This is a genomic window from Gulosibacter sp., assembly GCF_052090685.1.
GTDB lineage: Bacteria > Actinomycetota > Actinomycetes > Actinomycetales > Microbacteriaceae > Gulosibacter.
The window spans coordinates 26380-43389 of the sequence record NZ_JBQDBE010000025.1; the positions used below are offsets into that span (position 1 = coordinate 26380).

Annotated in this window: 13 protein-coding genes; 6 read left to right on the forward strand and 7 right to left on the reverse strand. The window is 61.6% G+C overall.

The window, feature by feature from the left end; translation table 11 throughout:
- Positions 1-45: 45 nt before the first annotated feature.
- The 4 genes from ACTHXA_RS13650 to mtrA form a co-directional block, all read right to left on the reverse strand.
- Positions 46-726 (reverse strand): ComF family protein, encoded by a 681-nt coding sequence (locus ACTHXA_RS13650; protein ID WP_441673301.1) that lies wholly within the window; start codon positions 724-726, stop codon positions 46-48.
- A gap of 88 nt (positions 727-814) precedes the next feature.
- Complete coding sequence (locus ACTHXA_RS13655; protein WP_441673303.1) at positions 815-2509, reverse strand: LpqB family beta-propeller domain-containing protein; 1695 nt, start codon at positions 2507-2509, stop codon at positions 815-817.
- On the reverse strand, positions 2506-4413 hold the full coding sequence (mtrB, locus tag ACTHXA_RS13660) for an MtrAB system histidine kinase MtrB (protein WP_441673305.1): 1908 nt from the start codon (positions 4411-4413) through the stop codon (positions 2506-2508). The genes ACTHXA_RS13655 and mtrB overlap by 4 nt, the downstream gene beginning before the upstream one ends.
- Positions 4414-4416: 3 nt before the next feature.
- On the reverse strand, positions 4417-5100 hold the full coding sequence (gene mtrA, locus ACTHXA_RS13665; RefSeq protein WP_441673307.1) for an MtrAB system response regulator MtrA: 684 nt from the start codon (positions 5098-5100) through the stop codon (positions 4417-4419).
- 140 nt (positions 5101-5240) lie between these two features.
- Between mtrA and ACTHXA_RS13670 the strand changes: the two genes are divergently transcribed.
- From ACTHXA_RS13670 to ACTHXA_RS13690, 5 genes are read left to right on the forward strand one after another with little or no spacing between them, the layout of a single operon-like run.
- Entirely contained in the window at positions 5241-7004 is a 1764-nt protein-coding gene (locus ACTHXA_RS13670) for a glycerophosphoryl diester phosphodiesterase membrane domain-containing protein (protein ID WP_441673309.1), read from the forward strand.
- Between the two features lie 2 nt (positions 7005-7006).
- Complete coding sequence (locus tag ACTHXA_RS13675; protein ID WP_441673311.1) at positions 7007-7678, forward strand: DUF4129 domain-containing protein; 672 nt, start codon at positions 7007-7009, stop codon at positions 7676-7678.
- Entirely contained in the window at positions 7675-9048 is a 1374-nt protein-coding gene (locus tag ACTHXA_RS13680; protein ID WP_441673313.1) for a DUF4350 domain-containing protein, read from the forward strand. Before ACTHXA_RS13675 ends, ACTHXA_RS13680 begins: the two co-directional genes overlap by 4 nt.
- Entirely contained in the window at positions 9038-9991 is a 954-nt protein-coding gene (locus tag ACTHXA_RS13685) for an AAA family ATPase (protein ID WP_441673315.1), read from the forward strand. Before ACTHXA_RS13680 ends, ACTHXA_RS13685 begins: the two co-directional genes overlap by 11 nt.
- A 2-nt stretch (positions 9992-9993) precedes the next feature.
- Complete coding sequence (locus ACTHXA_RS13690) at positions 9994-11301, forward strand: DUF58 domain-containing protein (RefSeq protein ID WP_441673317.1); 1308 nt, start codon at positions 9994-9996, stop codon at positions 11299-11301.
- 164 nt (positions 11302-11465) lie between these two features.
- Here ACTHXA_RS13690 and ACTHXA_RS13695 read toward each other — a convergent pair whose 3' ends face one another.
- The 3 genes from ACTHXA_RS13695 to ACTHXA_RS13705 all read right to left on the reverse strand — a co-directional run bounded on the left by ACTHXA_RS13695 (position 11466) and on the right by ACTHXA_RS13705 (position 15949).
- Positions 11466-13268, reverse strand: coding sequence for a fibronectin type III domain-containing protein (locus ACTHXA_RS13695; RefSeq protein ID WP_441673318.1), 1803 nt, complete (start codon positions 13266-13268; stop codon positions 11466-11468).
- A gap of 165 nt (positions 13269-13433) precedes the next feature.
- Positions 13434-14951, reverse strand: a complete 1518-nt coding sequence (locus tag ACTHXA_RS13700; RefSeq protein ID WP_441673320.1) for a fibronectin type III domain-containing protein — start codon at positions 14949-14951, stop codon at positions 13434-13436.
- 2 nt (positions 14952-14953) lie between these two features.
- On the reverse strand, positions 14954-15949 hold the full coding sequence (locus tag ACTHXA_RS13705) for a stage II sporulation protein M (RefSeq protein ID WP_441673322.1): 996 nt from the start codon (positions 15947-15949) through the stop codon (positions 14954-14956).
- A 16-nt stretch (positions 15950-15965) separates the two neighbouring features.
- Between ACTHXA_RS13705 and ACTHXA_RS13710 the strand changes: the two genes are divergently transcribed.
- Positions 15966-16835 (forward strand): RDD family protein, encoded by an 870-nt coding sequence (locus ACTHXA_RS13710; RefSeq protein ID WP_441673324.1) that lies wholly within the window; start codon positions 15966-15968, stop codon positions 16833-16835.
- The last annotated feature ends 175 nt before the right edge of the window (positions 16836-17010 follow it).

Genomic DNA, 17010 nt, shown 5'->3' on the forward strand with positions numbered 1-17010 from the left:
ATTCCGAGTCGACCTTGAGAATTCGCCTGTTGGCAATATTCCGACCTATTTCATGTGATATCGGCGTTCCACTCGTGCAATTGCCACGGCACCGATAACGGTTGCATCGACCGCTCGAAGCGCCCGTGCCGCTTCCGAGAGGGTCGCACCGGTAGTGACCAAATCATCCACGATCAAACAGCGTCGGCCCCGCACCGCTTCACTTGCGACAAATGCACCGTTTAGATTCGCCGCGCGCTCGTCGCGGCCAAGCGATGATTGGTCGGCAACTTTGCGCACGTGTTTGAGTGCGGCCACGGGTTTCGCTTTCGGCACAGCGCGTTCGAGCAATAGTTGGATGTGGTCATAACCGCGGCGTGCGCGTGCGGCTCGTCGTGATGGGACGGGAATGAGCAGGGTTGCTTCGCTACTCGATCGTGCCCACATGTGTTCTCGCAGCGCGAGTCGAAGCAGCGCCGATAGTTCACGGGCCAAGTCGACCCGGCCACGCTCTTTGTATGACTCGAGCACTGCCCGGAGTACCGGCGCGTAGGGCATCGCGGTCGTCACGTTCAAGGATGAACCGGCGAGGGCATCCTGAATGGTAACCACCTGCGGCGACACTGCCTCTCGAAGCGCGTCAAGGCAGTCACGACAGATTCGAGAATCCGCCGCTTGGCAACCGCCACAAGCCACTGGAAACAGGGTGGCGAGAGCCTCGCGTATCGCCGCAATCTCTCCACCCATAGCTGCAGCGTGGCACGGTCGAGTGGATCTGCGGCCGAGATTTCCACAAGTTCGGATTGCCGCGTCACTTATGGATACGCGTCGGTAGCTATACCTGCGCGTATAAGAAGGTAATGATCACTTCGGATGCTTGCCAGCGGGTACCGCGCGGGGCGTAGAGGGTGCCCTGCCGGTCAACCACGCGCATCCCGGCGAGAGTGTTTGACCCCGCGGCCTGCATTGCCGAAGGGATGCTGCCCAGCGTCGTGAAGGAGCCACCGACCTGGTAGAGCCGCACATCGGTGGTACCTTCGCTACTTCCTACGAGCATCGCCACGGAACTCGAATCCACCCAGGCCACGTCATTGGGCTGCTCACCTGGGACCGGGAGCACGATCGGATCGCCGATTTGGGTGGGGGTGCCGTTCTCATCGCGCACGATCGGCGAAACCGCGAGCTCCACGCCACCGTCTGCCTCGTAGAGGAACACGATTCGAGTCCCGTCCCGCGAAATCTGGTGCGAGACGAAATCGGGGGCGATCTGTGTGGGGAGAGCCAATTGGAAGGTGGAGTACTCGCCGATCCGCGTGAGGTAGAGGCCCGGTTGCGTGGTCGATTGCGACCACACCCAATCCCAGTTATCGAGTGCCGGTTCCACCTGACCGCCGCGGCCGTCGATGAACGTGGCCTGCTCATCCTCGAAGCGCATTGCGTAGGTGCCGTCCTCCGTAAGCAAGGCCACCGTGCCGCGGGATGCGGAGAGCGCGCCGCGAATCGGCTCAAGTCGCTGCACTTCGGCAGACACGGTATCGGCTCCCTCGGGCGGACTAATCGAGCCACCACTGAGATAGCCGAGGGTGCCGTCCTGCTGCACCAGCGGTGATGAATTCACTTGCGGTGAGGTAATAACGTCTTCCGGACTCGGCAGCGCGACGTCAAGCCGAGCGCCGTTCACCTGCAATTCCACGCCCGTGATGTCGGGGAAGGAAGTGAGCGTTTGCTCGAGTTGCAACCGAATGAGTGACAGGGCACCGGCGGAAGTCTCGGAGAGCGCATCTGAGAAATTCACAATCGCGACCGCGCCGTTCATGCGAACAGGTCCGAGCAATCCGGTGCCGTTGGGGAAGGCCGTCGTCACGGCAGCTCCCGGCAGCATCCAGTCGGCCGGCCCGCCCAGGAGACCTTCGACCGCACGAGTGGCTGCCTGGTTGTCATCCGGGTACCAGCGCAGGTCCGGCGAGGTGAACTGCTGCGCACCATCGAAAAACGTGAGTGTGCGCGGTTCAAACAGGTCGGTGAAGGCCTGTTGAATCAGAATGATGCCGTCAGGTGCCTGCGAGATCCGCCATTCGCCATCAACATTCTGCAATCGGAATCGAAGGGTTTGGGTATTCGGCGAAATTGATTCTTCATATACGCCGCTCGCATTGACATTGCCGTAGGCGGGGACCGAGACAACCACTTCGTCATCGGTCTCGGATTTCATGGACACCTGCCCCTCGGTGACGACCACATTGCCATTCGGGTCCCAGTTCGCTGCCGCTTCACCCGTGAGGTATTGCCGGGCTGTTGAAAAGTCATTCTGCATCCCGGTACCGGCTTCGATAAAGCCCTGCACTATTTCTTCCCGGGTGGCGCCGTCGGTGGGACCCGCCGGGAAATAGCGGATGCCTTGCGGGGATTCTTCTTCCTGCTGGTCGCCTCGTTCTACCGGACCCGAAAATGGGATGTGTGCGCAGGCCGTCATCACCACTACCAGGACAGCGGCAAGCATCGTCACGAGGGATCCACGCAGCGGCTTCATTGGTCGTCCTCCCGGTTGCGATGCTCTTGCGGGTTGCGGTCGATTGCGATCGCGCCAGTCTTGGGGTCGGTGGAGGCGAGGTACTCCCACTGATCCGCATTGTCGTGACCGTTCAGCGGCAAGTCGATGGGCTGTGTATCAACACTCTGGTCATCAAAAGCGCGCGTTCGGCGATCGTTCGCATCCACCGTATAGGTGCTCGCGCCGGCGTCATCAGGAATCAGCGGCAGTGGTGAGGACACGATCGGTTGGCCGATCTGCCGCGGCAGTGTGAGCCGGAAGTTTGAGCCGAGTTCGGGAACTGACCAGAGTTCGAGCCGCCCGTCGTGAAGCTGCGCATCGTCCTGGGAAATCGCGAGGCCGAGGCCCGAACCGCCCATGGTGCGCTTTCGGGAGGGGTCCGCGCGCCAGAAGCGCGAGAACACCTGCGTCTGCTGTTCCTCAGTCATCCCGACGCCATAGTCACGCACAGAAATCGCTACTGCGGTGGCGTTCCCACCCACAGAGACCAGGATGGGCTTACCCTCACCGTGTTCGATGGCATTTGCCACGAGGTTCCGAACCACGCGGTTCACTCGACGCTCATCGAATTCCGCTTCAATATTGCCGGCAGTGGCACGAAGGATGAGCACCTCGCCCTGCTCGAGCGCGACCTGGGTCATGCTCCCAATCACGTCTTCCGCAATCACAATGAGGTCATTGGGGTTCCGCAGCAGCTGCACCGCACCCGCGTCGTAGCGAGAGATCTCGAGCAGGTCGGCAAGCAACAACTCAAATCGCTCGATCTGATCGTGCAGCAACTCGGCCGAGCGTGACAGCGTCGCGTCGAGCTCGTCTTTCTTCGCATACACGATGCCGGCCGCCAGGCGAATAGTCGTCAGCGGCGTGCGCAACTCGTGGGACACATCCGAGACAAATCGCTGCTGTACCTTCGAGAGGTCCTCGAGCTGCTCAATCTGGTGCTGCAGGTTATCGGCCATGTCGTTGAACGATCGCGCCAGCGTACCGATATCGTCTTCGCCTCGTTCCGGGATGCGTTCCTCAAGCCGCCCGGCAGCAAGCTTTCGCGAAGTTTGGGCTGCGATTCGAATGGGTCGGATCACGGCGCGCATAATTGCGCCAACAATCGTGCCCACCATCAACACCAGAATCGCCATCGACACGGTCAGCGTTCGCTGCACGAAATCGAGCGTGTCTTGCGAGGGTTGCATGGAATACACGAGATAGAGCTCGTAGGTTCCCGCGGTTGGGACGTTCAGGGTCGAGCCGACGACCAGGCCGGGTTCGGCACGATTGCCCTCCCCTTCCAACGCTACGGACTGGTACGCGGCGATTCCGGGGTCTTCTTGTAAGGCCTCGCGGAGCTCTTCACTGACAAGATCCGGCGGCACGCCTTGGGACGCAATGTCCTGCAGCGATACGACGTCACTCGACATGCTTTCGGAACGATAGAACGCGAATCCCTCAGCATTTGGGGCCTGGGCGAGGGCCGCATCCAGTGCCTGCTGTCGAAGCGCGGTGATCGCGAGTTCGTCGGTTTCGATCCCGGTATCAAAGGTCGCTTGCGCATTCGAGGTGGCGTATTCGGCTTCCTGCAGCACCTGGTTCGTGCGGCTCGTGTACAGGTCACGAGCGATCGTGTTTCCCATGACGATGGCCACAATGACCACAGTGGCGGTCGTTAAAATGACGGCGATCAGGGTCGTCCGAAACGGCAGCGAGGTGCCCCACAGGTGCCGAATATTCGCGAAGAATCCGCTCGGTCGCCACCACTTGCCGGGGGCGTTATCGGGGCGACCTATGTCGTCGTCACTGCCCAGACTCGGCGCAAGCGTGATCGGCTCGGCCTCGGCTTCGGGTTCTTGCCGTTCCTTCCGAGATCGTTTGAACCAGGATCGTGCCATGCGCTACGCGGGGGTGTGCCCGGCGCGATAGCCAACACCACGCACCGTGGTCACAATCTTGGGGTGATCCGGGTCGATCTCGACCTTGGCACGCAGACGCTGCACGTGCACGTTCACGAGTCGAGTATCGGCCTTGTACTGGTAGCCCCAGACCTGTTCGAGGAGTTCCTCGCGGCTAAACACCTTATTCGGAGTCGAAGACAGTGTGAGCAGCAGATCGAATTCCAGCGGCGTCAGGTTGATTGGTTCACCATCGCGCAGCACTTCGTGCGCGGCAACGTTAATGGCGAGGTCCCCCACGCGAATGATTTCCGTATTGTCGCTCGGCGTCGAGCGAAGTCGAGTCTTGATGCGCGCGATGAGCTCTTTGGGGTTGAAGGGCTTGACGATGTAGTCATCTGCGCCCGCTTCAAGCCCTCGAACGACGTCAGTCGTGTCGGACTTCGCGGTGAGCATGATGATCGGCACGCCCGACTCGGCACGAATCAAGCTGCAGATCTCGATGCCGTCCATTCCCGGCAGCATGACGTCGAGCAGGACGAGATCGGGGTCGACTTCGTGAAAGCGATCGAGAGCCTTTGCACCGTCGGCGCAGAATTCCGGTGCGTAGCCCTCGGCACCAAGCACAATGCCAATCATTTCGGCGAGCGCGGTGTCATCATCTACAACCAGAATCTTATCGGACAACCCGAAACCCCTCGTTCTTTTTCGACTGCGTCTATTTTGCCGCAGGCCACCGCAGCATTCCTCATGCCAGAGTACCCTGTTGCTGCCTCCAAACGTGTGATGTTGGCGCTGTGCCCAGTCGTGTGTGCGACGATACTTCGGTGACTGATCAGCACTCTCCGCAGGACGTTCCGAATCCGAACTATCAGCAGCCCGCCTATCCGGGCGGCGCGGCATCGTGGGATTACGACACCGCAAGTTCTGGCCAGCAGGTTCCCCCCTCGAACGGGTGGACGCCGGCACCAAAGGCCGGTCTCATCCCGCTACGACCGCTGTCTTTTGGTGAGATTTTCGGCAGTACCTTTAAACTCCTGCGCACGAATGCCGGAGTATCGATCGGCGCCGCACTGATCGTGCAGGGTGTCACCGCGCTCATCGCGGCAGGGCTCCCAACAATCATTGCGGTCTGGAACATTAACCGGATCAGCATGGCCAGCCGTGCCGATGAGGCCATGATTCTCAACGCGCTACCGGGTTGGCTATTGCTCTCGATGATCCCGGGGCTCATCCTCTCGTTCATCGGCTCGGCACTCTTGCAGGTGGTCATCATTCAAGTCGTGGCCAAGAGCGTCCTCGGTCGAAAGGCTCGACTTGGCGAGACGCTGCGGATGGCGTGGTCGCGAATTTGGCCGATCCTGGGCTACTTCGGCCTGATGTTTGTCGCCATGCTGGTCGTCTCTGCCGTGTTCGTGGGGATCATTGCGTTGGCGGTGTGGATGGCAGAATCCTCCGGCGTCGTAGCGCTGTTGATCGCGCTCATCGTCGTGGTGCCACTGTCGCTCGGCGCCGTCGTCGCGATGATCTGGATCACTACCAAACTGACGTTTACGCTGCCCGCCATTGTGCTCGAGAAGATGGGGCCCATCCAGGCGATCCGCAGGTCGTGGGGTCTTTCGAAGCGCTATTTCTGGCGCACCTTCGGCATCATCATCCTGCTGCAGCTGATTGTTCAGGTCATGTCGCAGGTGGTCGGCAGCGTGATGGGCTTCCTGATGGGATTCATCAGTGCATTCGTCGCGCCAACCGGCGGCATTGCAGAAGGTCAGGAGGGCGCGTTCATCGCGTTCCTTATTGTCATCATCGTGGTCACGGTGTTGCTGAGCGTGCTCGTCGCGGCGATTGGCCAGGTGCTCATCACCGGCAATGCGGCGATTATGTACACCGATCTCAGGATGCGTAAAGAGGGACTCAATATTCACCTCCAGAATGCGATGGAGAAATACGCCGAGGGTCAGGAACCTGAAAAGGATCCCTGGCTTGCACCCGACCTTGGTCCGCTCCCGGAACCGCAGCCGTATGGTGCGCCGGCTGGACAGCCCGGATACGCGAACACCGCACCCGGATACCCGGCCCCCGGCTACCCCTCGGGCCCCGGCTACTCCTCGGGCCCCGGCTACCCGGGACCGGGCTACGGGTCACCGGAGTATGGAGCACCCGGCTATGGCGCGCAGGGCTACGGGACGCCAGGCTATGGTGCGCAGGGCTATGGAACACCGGGATACGGGACTCAAGAGCAAGCTGCTCCTGGCTCCCCGGCACCGGAGTATGGGACGCCAGGCTACGGCGCGCCCGGAAATGAATCGGCAGCACCCGGATACACAGCTGGGGTACCCGAGTATGGCTCAGCAGCCCAGCAGGCTCCTCACCCGCACGGCAACCAGCAGTCGCAGCCAGGCGACAACCAGCAGGTTGACCCGGTTGCACCAAGTTCGCCGTATGGTCCGGACTCCAGCACCGACGCAGACACCGGTGCTGACAGCAGCGACCAGTCCACGGAGAGCTGGGTCAACCGCGACAAGTGGAATAACAGCGGTGAGCGTTCCGATGAGAGCCCCACCAACAACGCATCGGATAACAACCGCTAGTTATGACGCTTCCGTACACTTTTGCCGAAGCGCCTCCGCTCGAGCCCGACGAGGACGCCGCCCGCGATTGGCTCATCGAGGAACTCGCACGAAGCGAGTATCAGGATGCAAAGCCAAATCCAATCGATCAGTTCTTCAATGACGTGTGGGAGTGGCTTTCCTCACTCTTTGTCGTGGATGGTTCAGGCGCATTTGGCATCAATCCTGCGTGGGTGTTCATCATTATTGCGATCATCCTGGTTGTCATTTTGATCGTGATTTTCGGCCGCCCCAAGGCTGTCGCACGCCGACGTGCCGCGAACCAGTCGGTCTTCCTCGATGACGACAATCGGACAGCTGCGGAACTACGTGCCGCCGCCGATGCCGCCGCACGCGAGGGCAACTGGGATCTCGCGATTACCGAACGCTTCCGCGCCATCAGCCGCTCACTGAGCGACCGCACGCTCATCGCGCTTCGCCCCGGAACCACCGCACAGGGCGTGGCCCAGGCAGCAACGAAACCGTTCCCGAATGAATCACCGGCACTTCGTGGTGCCGCGAACGCCTTTGACGCGGTGCGATACCTCGATAAGCGCACGGATAGCTCCGTCTACGAGCAGGTCCGGGGCCTGGACCAGCGTCTCGAGAGCTCCCGACCAGCATCCCTCCTGCCCGCGAATCAGGTGGCAGGATGACCACGACCACAAGAACCGCGGCCACGGAAGAAACCGCGGCAAACAGTGCAACACCAACCGACGCTGCCGAATCGCTCACGCCGAATGCGCGTCAGTGGTGGCAGCGCTACCAGCGCTGGGTTTGGGGTGTGCTTATTCTGCTGCTTGTGGGCGGGGTGACCATTGCGACATACGGCGGCTTGTCGATTAACTCCGATCGCTTTCTCGACCCGTCATCGGCCACACCAAACGGCAGCAAGGCCCTGGTCAACACCATCGCAAACCAGGGTGTTGAATTTACTCACGCGGAATCGCTCGCCGAACTCGACCTCGTCATGAGTGAAGACGGATCCACAACGCTCGTCGTGGAGGACCCGTATTACGCGCTCGAAGCCGAAGATTGGGAAGCACTCCTCGCGTCCGGGGCCGACCGTTTCCTGGTGCTCTCCACATCCCTACCTTCACAAGCGGTCGCCGAGCAGGTCGCATCCTATAAGGGCAATTTTGAGCCGCGCACCGATGCCGACGGCAATGTCATCAACGAGGACATGCCCGAGACCTTCCCCGCTGAATCTTCTGAGGTGGGGACGTGTCCCGATGCCCTCGCTGCGAACGCCCCCGAAATCACCAACCTGGGTGGGCGCGAATTCACCCCGACAGATGATGCATCCGGCTGCTACCCGGTCCGAGATGGCTATGCGCTCGTGATCGGCGAGGTTGATGGCGTTGAAATCGTCGTCCTCGGCACTCCATCAAATCTCACCAATGAGCAGATCGTCTCCGACGCCAATGCCGCCATGGCGATCAATGTGCTCGGTGCCCATGACAAGCTCGTCTGGTACACCCCGAACGCGGCAGATTATTCGGAAGGTCCCTCCTTTGGGTCCTATATTCCGCAGTGGCTATTGCCCTCGCTGCTGCTCATCTACCTTGCGGGTTTCACGGTCGTAGTCTGGCGCGGTCGCCGGTTCGGTCCACTTGTGACCGAACGGCTTCCCGTCACGGTTCCCGCGAATGAAACCCTTGAGGGTCGGGCGCGGCTCTACGATGCGAGCAATTCGCGGCTGCGCGCACTCGATTCAATCCGCATCGGTACCATCTCGCGACTGGCCGACCTCGCCGGGCTCGGAAACAACGCATCCACACAACAGGTGATTGCCGCGACCGCAGGGCTCGCTGGAGTATCGCTGGATCACGCGCATCGAGTATTACTCGCTGCCGAGCCAGAAACCGACCGAGAACTCGTCGAATTCGCCAACGCAGTCGCCGAACTTGAACGACGCGTCCGCGCCACGACCGGCCGCACCAAGCCGACCAGAGCATCCACCACTCGACACGACACGAACAACGCCACTAACAAGGGAAAGCAGGGTAACGAGCATGACGAATGAGATCCGCGAAAAGCTCGGACAGGTTCGGAGCGAGGTCGCGAAATCTGTCGTCGGCCAGGATCAGGCCGTCGAAGGCCTTGTGATCGCGCTGCTCTCGGGCGGCCACGTGCTGCTCGAGGGTGTGCCCGGTACCGCAAAGACGCTCCTTGTGCGAACGCTGAGCCAAGTGCTCGCGCTCGACACGAAGCGCGTGCAGTTCACACCGGACATGATGCCGGGTGACGTCACCGGTTCGCTGGTCTACAACAACAAGCTCGGCGACTTTGAGTTCCGTGAGGGTCCGGTGTTCACGAACCTGTTGCTCGCAGACGAGATCAACCGCACGCCGCCAAAGACGCAGTCCTCGCTCCTCGAGGCGATGGAAGAGCGTCAGGTCTCGGCCGACGGTGTCACGCGACCCTTGCCTGAACCGTTCATGGTGGCCGCGACTATGAACCCGATCGAGTACGAGGGCACGTACACACTCCCCGAAGCACAGCTTGACCGATTCCTGCTCAAGCTGGTGCTCGATTTGCCGCCGCGCGACGCCGAAATTGAGGTACTGCGTCGCCACGCCGGGGGCTTCAACCCGCGGGATCTCGCGGCTGCGGGTGTGAGCACAGTGCTCAGCGCCGAACAACTGCGTGCCGCACAGGCAGAGGCGCGCGCAACCCGAGTGAGCGGCGATATTGTCGCGTATCTCGTTGATCTTGCCCGTGCGACCCGGCAGTCGCCGTCGGTGCGGATGGGAGTCTCCCCTCGCGGTGCCACAGCCCTGCTTAATGCGGCCAAAGCGAGCGCCTACCTCTACGGATATGACGCGGTCACTCCGGACCACGTGCAGCGGATGGTGCTTCCCACCTGGCGTCACCGCCTCGCCCTTGAGCCCGAAGCAGAGATTGAGGGCGTTTCGAGTGACTCGATTCTGCGCTCGATCATGCAGCAGGTGCAGGTGCCGATCTAATAATGGCCATCAGCGGTATTTACGTCGGAGTGCTGCTGCTGGGATTGCTGCCGGTCATGCTCTTCGGCACCTCCCCCAGCAGTGCCTTCGGCACGCTCGGAATCGTGATCGCGATTTGGCTGGTACTCGGCATTCTTGACTGGCTCCTGGCCGCTCCCGCCCGTCGCGTCGCGGTGGAGCGAGACCTTCCGGAGCGAAGCCGGCTCGGCGACACCGTCACTTCGACCCTGTACCTCACCAACGTGGGACCGCGGGATCTGCGCGCGGTTGTGCGCGATGGCTGGGAGCCCTCCGCTGGCGCACCGCGGATGCGGGAAAAGGTGCAGGTACCGGTCGGCGAGCGTCGCGCGGTCAGCACCGTGCTGACGCCCTGGCGCCGAGGTGACCGTCGCAGCGAGTTCGTCGTCATCCGTTCCTGGGGACCACTTCGCCTCACCGCCCGCCAAGCCGTGCTCAAGGTGCCCGGCCGAGTGCGCATCCTGCCGCCCTTCAATTCGCGGAAGCACTTGCCATCGCGAATCGCGCGGCTGCGCGAGTTGGATGGGCAGACCACATTGCAGGTGCGCGGTCAAGGAACCGAGTTTGACTCGCTGCGCGACTATGTCCGCGGCGATGACGTGCGCTCGATCGACTGGCGCGCGACTGCGCGTAAACAGGATCTCGTGGTGCGTACCTGGCGACCCGAGCGCGACCGTCGGGTAATCATCGTGATCGACACCGGCCGCACGGCCGCCGCACGTATCGAAGATGAAGCGCGGATCGACACTGCGATTGAGTCGGCGCTGCTGCTCGCTGCGCTTGCCACTCGTGCCGGTGACCGAGTGGATCTCGTGGCCTACGACCAGCGTGTTCGCGCCCGCGTGCAGGGACTGTCAGGGTCGCGGTTGCTGTCGGAGATCACCGATTCGATGGCCAACGTCGAGCCTGAGCTGATCGAAATGGATTGGCAATCGGTACCGCGCCTCGTGCGGGAAGTCACCACGCATCGCGCGCTCGTGGTGCTGCTGACCACCGCCGATAACTTCGGCACTTCGCGTGAACTGCTGCAGATGCTGCCGTCGATTACGCGCCAACATCTCGTGATGGTCGCATCGGTCACCGACCCAGAAACCGCCGAACTTGCCGAGCAAATGTCCGATCGTGACGAGGTTTTGCGCGCCGGTGCTGCCGAGCGGGCACTGCTCGACGCGCAACAGGTGCGTCGTACGATTACCCGGCTCGGGGCGGATGCGGTATCGGCGACGCCCTACGACCTGCCGCCGCGGGTGGCGGACCGGTACCTCGAGTTGAAGAAGGCTGGGCGGTTGTAGGCGAGGCTCTTCGGCGCATCCGGCTGTTTTCAGACGCGAATGCACCCAGCAGCACGCTGGCTGACGTCAAACTGGGTGGCACTCCATTTGGAGTGCCACCCAGTTTGTTCATTGATTGCTTCGTACTGCGCGCGGAATCGCGGCAGCAGGATGCTTATTGTCGGCTATGCCTGCTGCCGGCGAATGAAGTAGATCGTTGCACCGCCCGCGAGAAGGGCAAGTGCCGCTGCGCCGACCATGATCATGTCGCTCGCACCGGTCTGGGCAAGATTATCGTCGCCCTTCGCGTCACCCGCACCGTTGTCGTCACCGTCGTTGCCATCGGTGCCGCCGGCACCGTTCGCGCCGTTGTCTTCGGTCGCAGTCGGGGTCGACGATGGCTCGGCGGTGCCAGAGCCGTTGTCGTCACCGTTGGCGTCGTCGTCGCCCTGCGCACCGGCGTCCTCCGAACCATTGGCGTCGTCGTCATCCGAACCGTTGTCCGCGTCGGGCTTGCGCAGCTCAACACTGTCTACAAGCGAGCCGTCGTGAGTGTTGTGTACCTTCACGGTCAGTGAGTCTTCGGTGATCGCAATGTTGCTGAAGTCTGCCGTGTAGTCCTGGCTCCACATTGCGGTGGAGTCGTGAGTGAGGTCGTAGTCGACGAGCTCGGGATCATCGACACCGTTGGTGTCCATAAAGTCGTAGAACTTCGAACCGCTCGAGGAGCTGCCCGTGAGGTAGAGGACCTGGCCATCTTCCTGCGTGAGGACATCGCCGGGGCCCGCTGGCGCATCCGGAACAACCGGGGTGCTGCCTTCCATGAGGTGAGTTCGGGTGTAGATGTGGTCGTGGCCACCGAGCACGAGGTTGACGCCCGCATCCGAAAGCGACTGGGTGAAGCCCTCGCGCATGATCTCAATATCGGGGTCGTAGTAGTGGTTCGCCTGGCTGAACGGGCTCTGGTGGAAACCGACGATGATCCAGTCCGCGTCGTCACCCTGCTGCGCGATTATCGATTCGGTGTATTCGGTGGCGCGGTCGATTCCCGCTTCGATCTGTGGGCGGAGTCCCGCGAGGAACTCGGCGCGCTCTTCATCCGTTTCGAGCTGCCCAAGCTCGAAGTAGTCGTAGATCGAAATCGTGTTGATGTCGAGGCCGATGACGAGCGCGCCATTGTGCTCGTACCAGTAGCTGCGGTCGTCCGCGTTGGGCATGTTGAAGTACTCGTCGTACGTCCAGCCCTCGTCGTCGTGGTTGCCAGAGAGCGTTGCGAGCGGCACCTCGCGGAGGACATCGGCACCCTCGGCGAAGAACAGGTCGTACTGTGGGTCGCGATCGCCAAGCAGCGATTCGAGATCGCCGTCATCGCCGTAGCCGTCAATCTGGTCACCCGCGCTGAAGAGGAAGGACGCATCCGGGTACATTTCGACCGAAGCGTCGAGGGTTTCGTACCAGCCCTGAGCATCCTGTTCGAGCCCGCCGCCTTCGCCGAGTTTCGAGCTTGAGCCCGAACCGATCTGCGCGTCACCGAAGAAGTTGAAATTAAAGTCGCCGCCGAAGCCCTCGGTCGAATAGGTGTAGGTCTGCGACCAGCCACCCTCTTCGCTACCGACACGGTAGATGTACTCGGTGTTCGCTTCGAGACCGGTTGCCGTCGCCTTCGCGGTGGTCAGCCCCTGGTCGTTGTCGGCAGTCATCTCGGCGTCAAAGATAACCGCTTCGGTGGCGGGGAACTCCTCGCCAGTCTGGGCGGATGCCGGAGCAATCTGCACCTGCTCGGCGGTGGCCGAACTGGTAAACCAGTTGAAGTTGAGCTGCGTTTCGTTGGCACCGGGGTTCAGACCGAGGTGCGATACCGGGTTTGTCTCGGTTTCAACGACGGTTGGAGCCACGGCGGCAAAACTGGCAGTTGGGATGAATAGCGCAGCAGATGCGATTACAGCGGCTGCCGTAATCGTCGCGCGCTTGCGAATTGAACGATTCACAAACAATCCTTTAGTAGAGAGGGAGAATACCGCCATCTACGTTCGGCCTTGCAGGTGAACCCCTCGGGGCAACCAAATGGCCCTCGAGTGAATAAACCGCTTGTGCGCATGAATACGCGAAATAGCTCCCGAGCGCGAGCGCACCGGTATTGTCCGGCCCATGCGTCACGCATCGACAGGTGAGCGCAGCAGCGTCACCTCGTCGACGAGCGAGGCGTCCACGGTGTTGAGCACCGTGACCGTGAGCGCAGTTTCGGTGACTTCTATCGCGCCGAAATCGGCCGTGTAGTCCTGCTGCCAGACGGCGGTGGAAGGATGCATAAGGTCGTAGTCGACGTGATCGCGGTTGTCGATCCCGGTGGAATCGCGGAATCGGTTGAATTTTGAGCCGCTTGCGGAGTTCGCGGTGACGTAGAGAGTGTGTCCCGACTCAGGCACGAGAGTGTCGCGCGGCGCCGCCGGCTCTTCCGGAACGACGGGAACGTTGCCTTCCATGAGGTGGGTGCGCGTATAGATGTGGTCGTGGCCTCCAAGCACGAGATCGACGCCCGCCGCGGAAAGCTCGGCGGCGAAGTTCTCGCGAAGGGCTGTGACGTCACCGTCACCGTAGTGCAAGCCTTGTCCGAATGGACTCTGATGCATCGCGACCACGATCCAGTCGGCATCCTTTCCCTGGGCGTCGACGACCTCGCGGAGATACTCGGTAAGTTCGGCGATTTGGGCCGCGGCCTGCTCCTCGCTCACCGTGCCGCCCGTGTCGATATTCGAGTCCAAGCCGATGAACAGCATCCCACCGCGCGTAAACCAATAGTGACGGTCCTCGCTCACGTTCGGCATGTGCCAGTGGGCATCGTGGCCTTCGACACGGATATCGTGATTCCCCGGCACGACAGCGAGTGGATGCTCGCGAAGCGCCTCGGGTTCGAAATACGCCTCGTACTGGGCCGCAAGGGCGACGTCGTCGGGCTGCGTGGTGACCGATTCACCGTTGATCTGGTCGCCCAAGCTGAGCATGAAGGATGCGTCGGGATACGTTTCGAGGGACGTCGCGAGACTTGCCTGCCAACCCTCGGTGTCGCGCTCGAGACCGACATCCCGCAGGAATTCTGGAATCGAGCGCGAACCGAGCTGCGCATCCCCGTAGAACAGGAAGCTGAAGCCTTCGGTCTCGTCCGGAACGGTATAGCGATATACCGGTGACCAGCCGCTTTCTGCGGCACCGACTCGGTAGGCATAGCTCGTACCCGGTACGAGGCCGGTCACGGTGGCCTTCGCGCTGAACGCGCTGTCCCACAGACCGGCTTGCGCGAGCTCGCCCTCAAGTGGCGTCATGGCCGCCGCAAAAGTCGCAGCAGCGCTTTCCGGAAACGCATAGTCGGCCGGAATCGCGCCACTTGTGGGAGTCGAAGGCTCCCCCGCCACTTCTGCCCGCGAGGATGCCGTTTGGCTCGTCGCGGTTTCAACCGGCAGGGTTTCAATTGGCACAATCTGGACCTGTTCAGGCAGATTCGCGTTCGTGAACCAGTTGAGGCCGAGTTCGGTGGCGTCAGCTCCCGGACTCAGTACGAGCTTCGAAATTGGGGCCCGCGCATCCTGGAAGAACGTTGCGTGGACGAAGTAGCCGCCGACAATCGAGACCGCGACGACCACGGCCACCACCAGAGTGATCCGCGAGCGAGGCATAGTTAGTCCGCGTGGACGCGCTGGTACCCCGCCTCGGATTCGCGGAGGTCGCCGTCATGGCCAGCCCGATACGCGCGCCGACCGAGCACGAGTGAATACGCGAGATAGCTCGCGAGCGCGAGCGCGCCGATGCCGATCTTGATCGCCCAGGGCCAGTCTTGGCGAGTCACGAAGCCCTCAATCAGCCCCGAAATAAAGAGGAAGATCGTGGTGCCGATCGCGACGATGATGAGCGTTCGCCCCGCCCGACCGACTGCCTCCATCCGAGTTCGATTCCCCGGCACCACGAAGGACCAGAACACCGCGAAGCCAGCGCCTGCGGCCACGAAGATCATGGTGAGTTCGAGCAGCCCGTGCGGTGCGATCCAGAGGAAGAATGCGTCAAGGTGGCCGAAGGATGCAAGTACCGCAGCCGACTGCCCGAGTGCGACCGCGTTCTGAATGATGACCATGATCGGCCAGATGCCGGTGATTCCGAACGCAATACACTGCAGTGCGATATACGCGTTATTCGTAAACACTCGCGCCGCGAACGCAGACTCGGAATACTCCGAGTAGTAGTTGATGAAGTCTTCTTCGGCATACTGCTGCAAGCCCGCTTCGGTGCCGTAGAAAGACAGCAGTTCCGGGTTCGCCATATGCCAGATATACGACAGCGCGCCGATCGTGATGGTCAATACCGCGGCAGCGAGCGTCCACCACCGCACGCGGTATAGGGACGCGGGCAGCTGTTCCACGAAAAACTCGCGCAATACCAACAGTGGGTTCCGTCGAATCCGTGTGAACCGCATCCGCGCTTGCGAGAGTGTGACCGACAACGCAGTCGTCTCGGAAGTCTCGCCATAGGTCGTTCGCAACGCCGAAAGGTCGGTCGCACCGTTTTGGTACCCGGCAATGAGCTCATCGGATTCCGCACCGCTGAGGTTGCGGCTGCGCGACAGATCACGCAACCGCTGCCAGTCGTCGTGGTGCGCTGAGGAGTACGCGTCGATATCCATGTGATGCAATGATGGCATGGTGACCGCAACAACCGCGAACAGCGTTAGCTATGAAGACGATGAGATTGTCATCGGCGAGGGCGTTGCGCTCGGGGTGCCACCCGCCGGGTTCGTGAGCCGCGCGGGTTCCGCACTCATCGATGCGATTGTCGTTATCGGCGGCTATCTCGTGTCCCTCCTGGCCCTTGGGTGGCTCCTTGAGAGCTACATCACCGCTACCGGCGTGATGTTTGAGGATGCGTGGATCGCGGTCATCCAAATCGTCTGGCTCGTCCTCTGGATGATTTTCGTACCGGTGGTCGTGGAGACCCTTTCCCACGGGCGGTCACTGGGCAAACTGACGTTCGGATTGCGTGTGGTCCGGGATGATGGCGGCGCGATCGGTTTTCGCCACGCGCTCATTCGTGGTCTTGTCGGCCTGCTCGAGATCTACGTCACACTCGGTGCCGGAGCGCTGCTTGCGGGACTGCTCAACTCGCGTGCGAAGCGGTTGGGGGATATGCTCGCGGGCACCTATGCGCAGCTTGAGCGGGTGAACCGTCCGTTTCCGCTCAATCTGCAACTTCCGCCATCGCTCGCGGGGTGGGCGCAGGTCGCTGACGTGTCGAAACTGCCGGACCGCTCCGCTCGTAAAATGCACGACTTCTTCCGCCAGGCGACCCGCCTTGATCCTCGTGCTCGTCAACACCTCGCGGGCGACATCGCACGTCAGGTGCGTCCCCACGTGCATCCGATTCCGGATGTGGATGCGGAGACTTTTATCCTCGGCGTCGCGGTACTTCGCCGCGACCGCGAATACCAGGGCATCATGACTCGGCAAGCCCGCGTGGATCGTCTTAGCGCTTCGGTAGCCGAGCTCCCGCACGGGTTTCCGTACCGCGGCTAACCCCGCACCTCGCCCCGTCCCGCCCCGGGGAAATCTTGGTCACATATGTGACCATCCCCGCCCGGGGAGCGAGCGTTTGTGACCAAGATTTCCGGGGGGGGTGCCGGGGGTTAGTGACGGCTAGGTCGTGTCCTGTAAGTGTTGTTGATGGTGGGCGTGTCCGCTTTTAATCGCT

Excerpts from the sequence above, each read along its gene's own strand:
- ACTHXA_RS13685 (WP_441673315.1), top strand. The coding sequence starts at position 9,038 with ATGACGAATGAGATCCGCGAAAAGCTCGGACAGGTTCGGAGCGAGGTC.
- ACTHXA_RS13680 (WP_441673313.1), top strand. The coding sequence starts at position 7,675 with ATGACCACGACCACAAGAACCGCGGCCACGGAAGAAACCGCGGCAAAC.
- ACTHXA_RS13700 (WP_441673320.1), bottom strand. The coding sequence starts at position 14,951 with ATGCCTCGCTCGCGGATCACTCTGGTGGTGGCCGTGGTCGTCGCGGTC.
- ACTHXA_RS13705 (WP_441673322.1), bottom strand. The coding sequence starts at position 15,949 with ATGGATATCGACGCGTACTCCTCAGCGCACCACGACGACTGGCAGCGG.
- ACTHXA_RS13690 (WP_441673317.1), top strand. The coding sequence starts at position 9,994 with ATGGCCATCAGCGGTATTTACGTCGGAGTGCTGCTGCTGGGATTGCTG.
- ACTHXA_RS13655 (WP_441673303.1), bottom strand. The coding sequence starts at position 2,509 with ATGAAGCCGCTGCGTGGATCCCTCGTGACGATGCTTGCCGCTGTCCTG.
- ACTHXA_RS13675 (WP_441673311.1), top strand. The coding sequence starts at position 7,007 with ATGACGCTTCCGTACACTTTTGCCGAAGCGCCTCCGCTCGAGCCCGAC.
- ACTHXA_RS13710 (WP_441673324.1), top strand. The coding sequence starts at position 15,966 with ATGGTGACCGCAACAACCGCGAACAGCGTTAGCTATGAAGACGATGAG.
- ACTHXA_RS13650 (WP_441673301.1), bottom strand. The coding sequence starts at position 726 with ATGGGTGGAGAGATTGCGGCGATACGCGAGGCTCTCGCCACCCTGTTT.
- mtrB (WP_441673305.1), bottom strand. The coding sequence starts at position 4,413 with ATGGCACGATCCTGGTTCAAACGATCTCGGAAGGAACGGCAAGAACCC.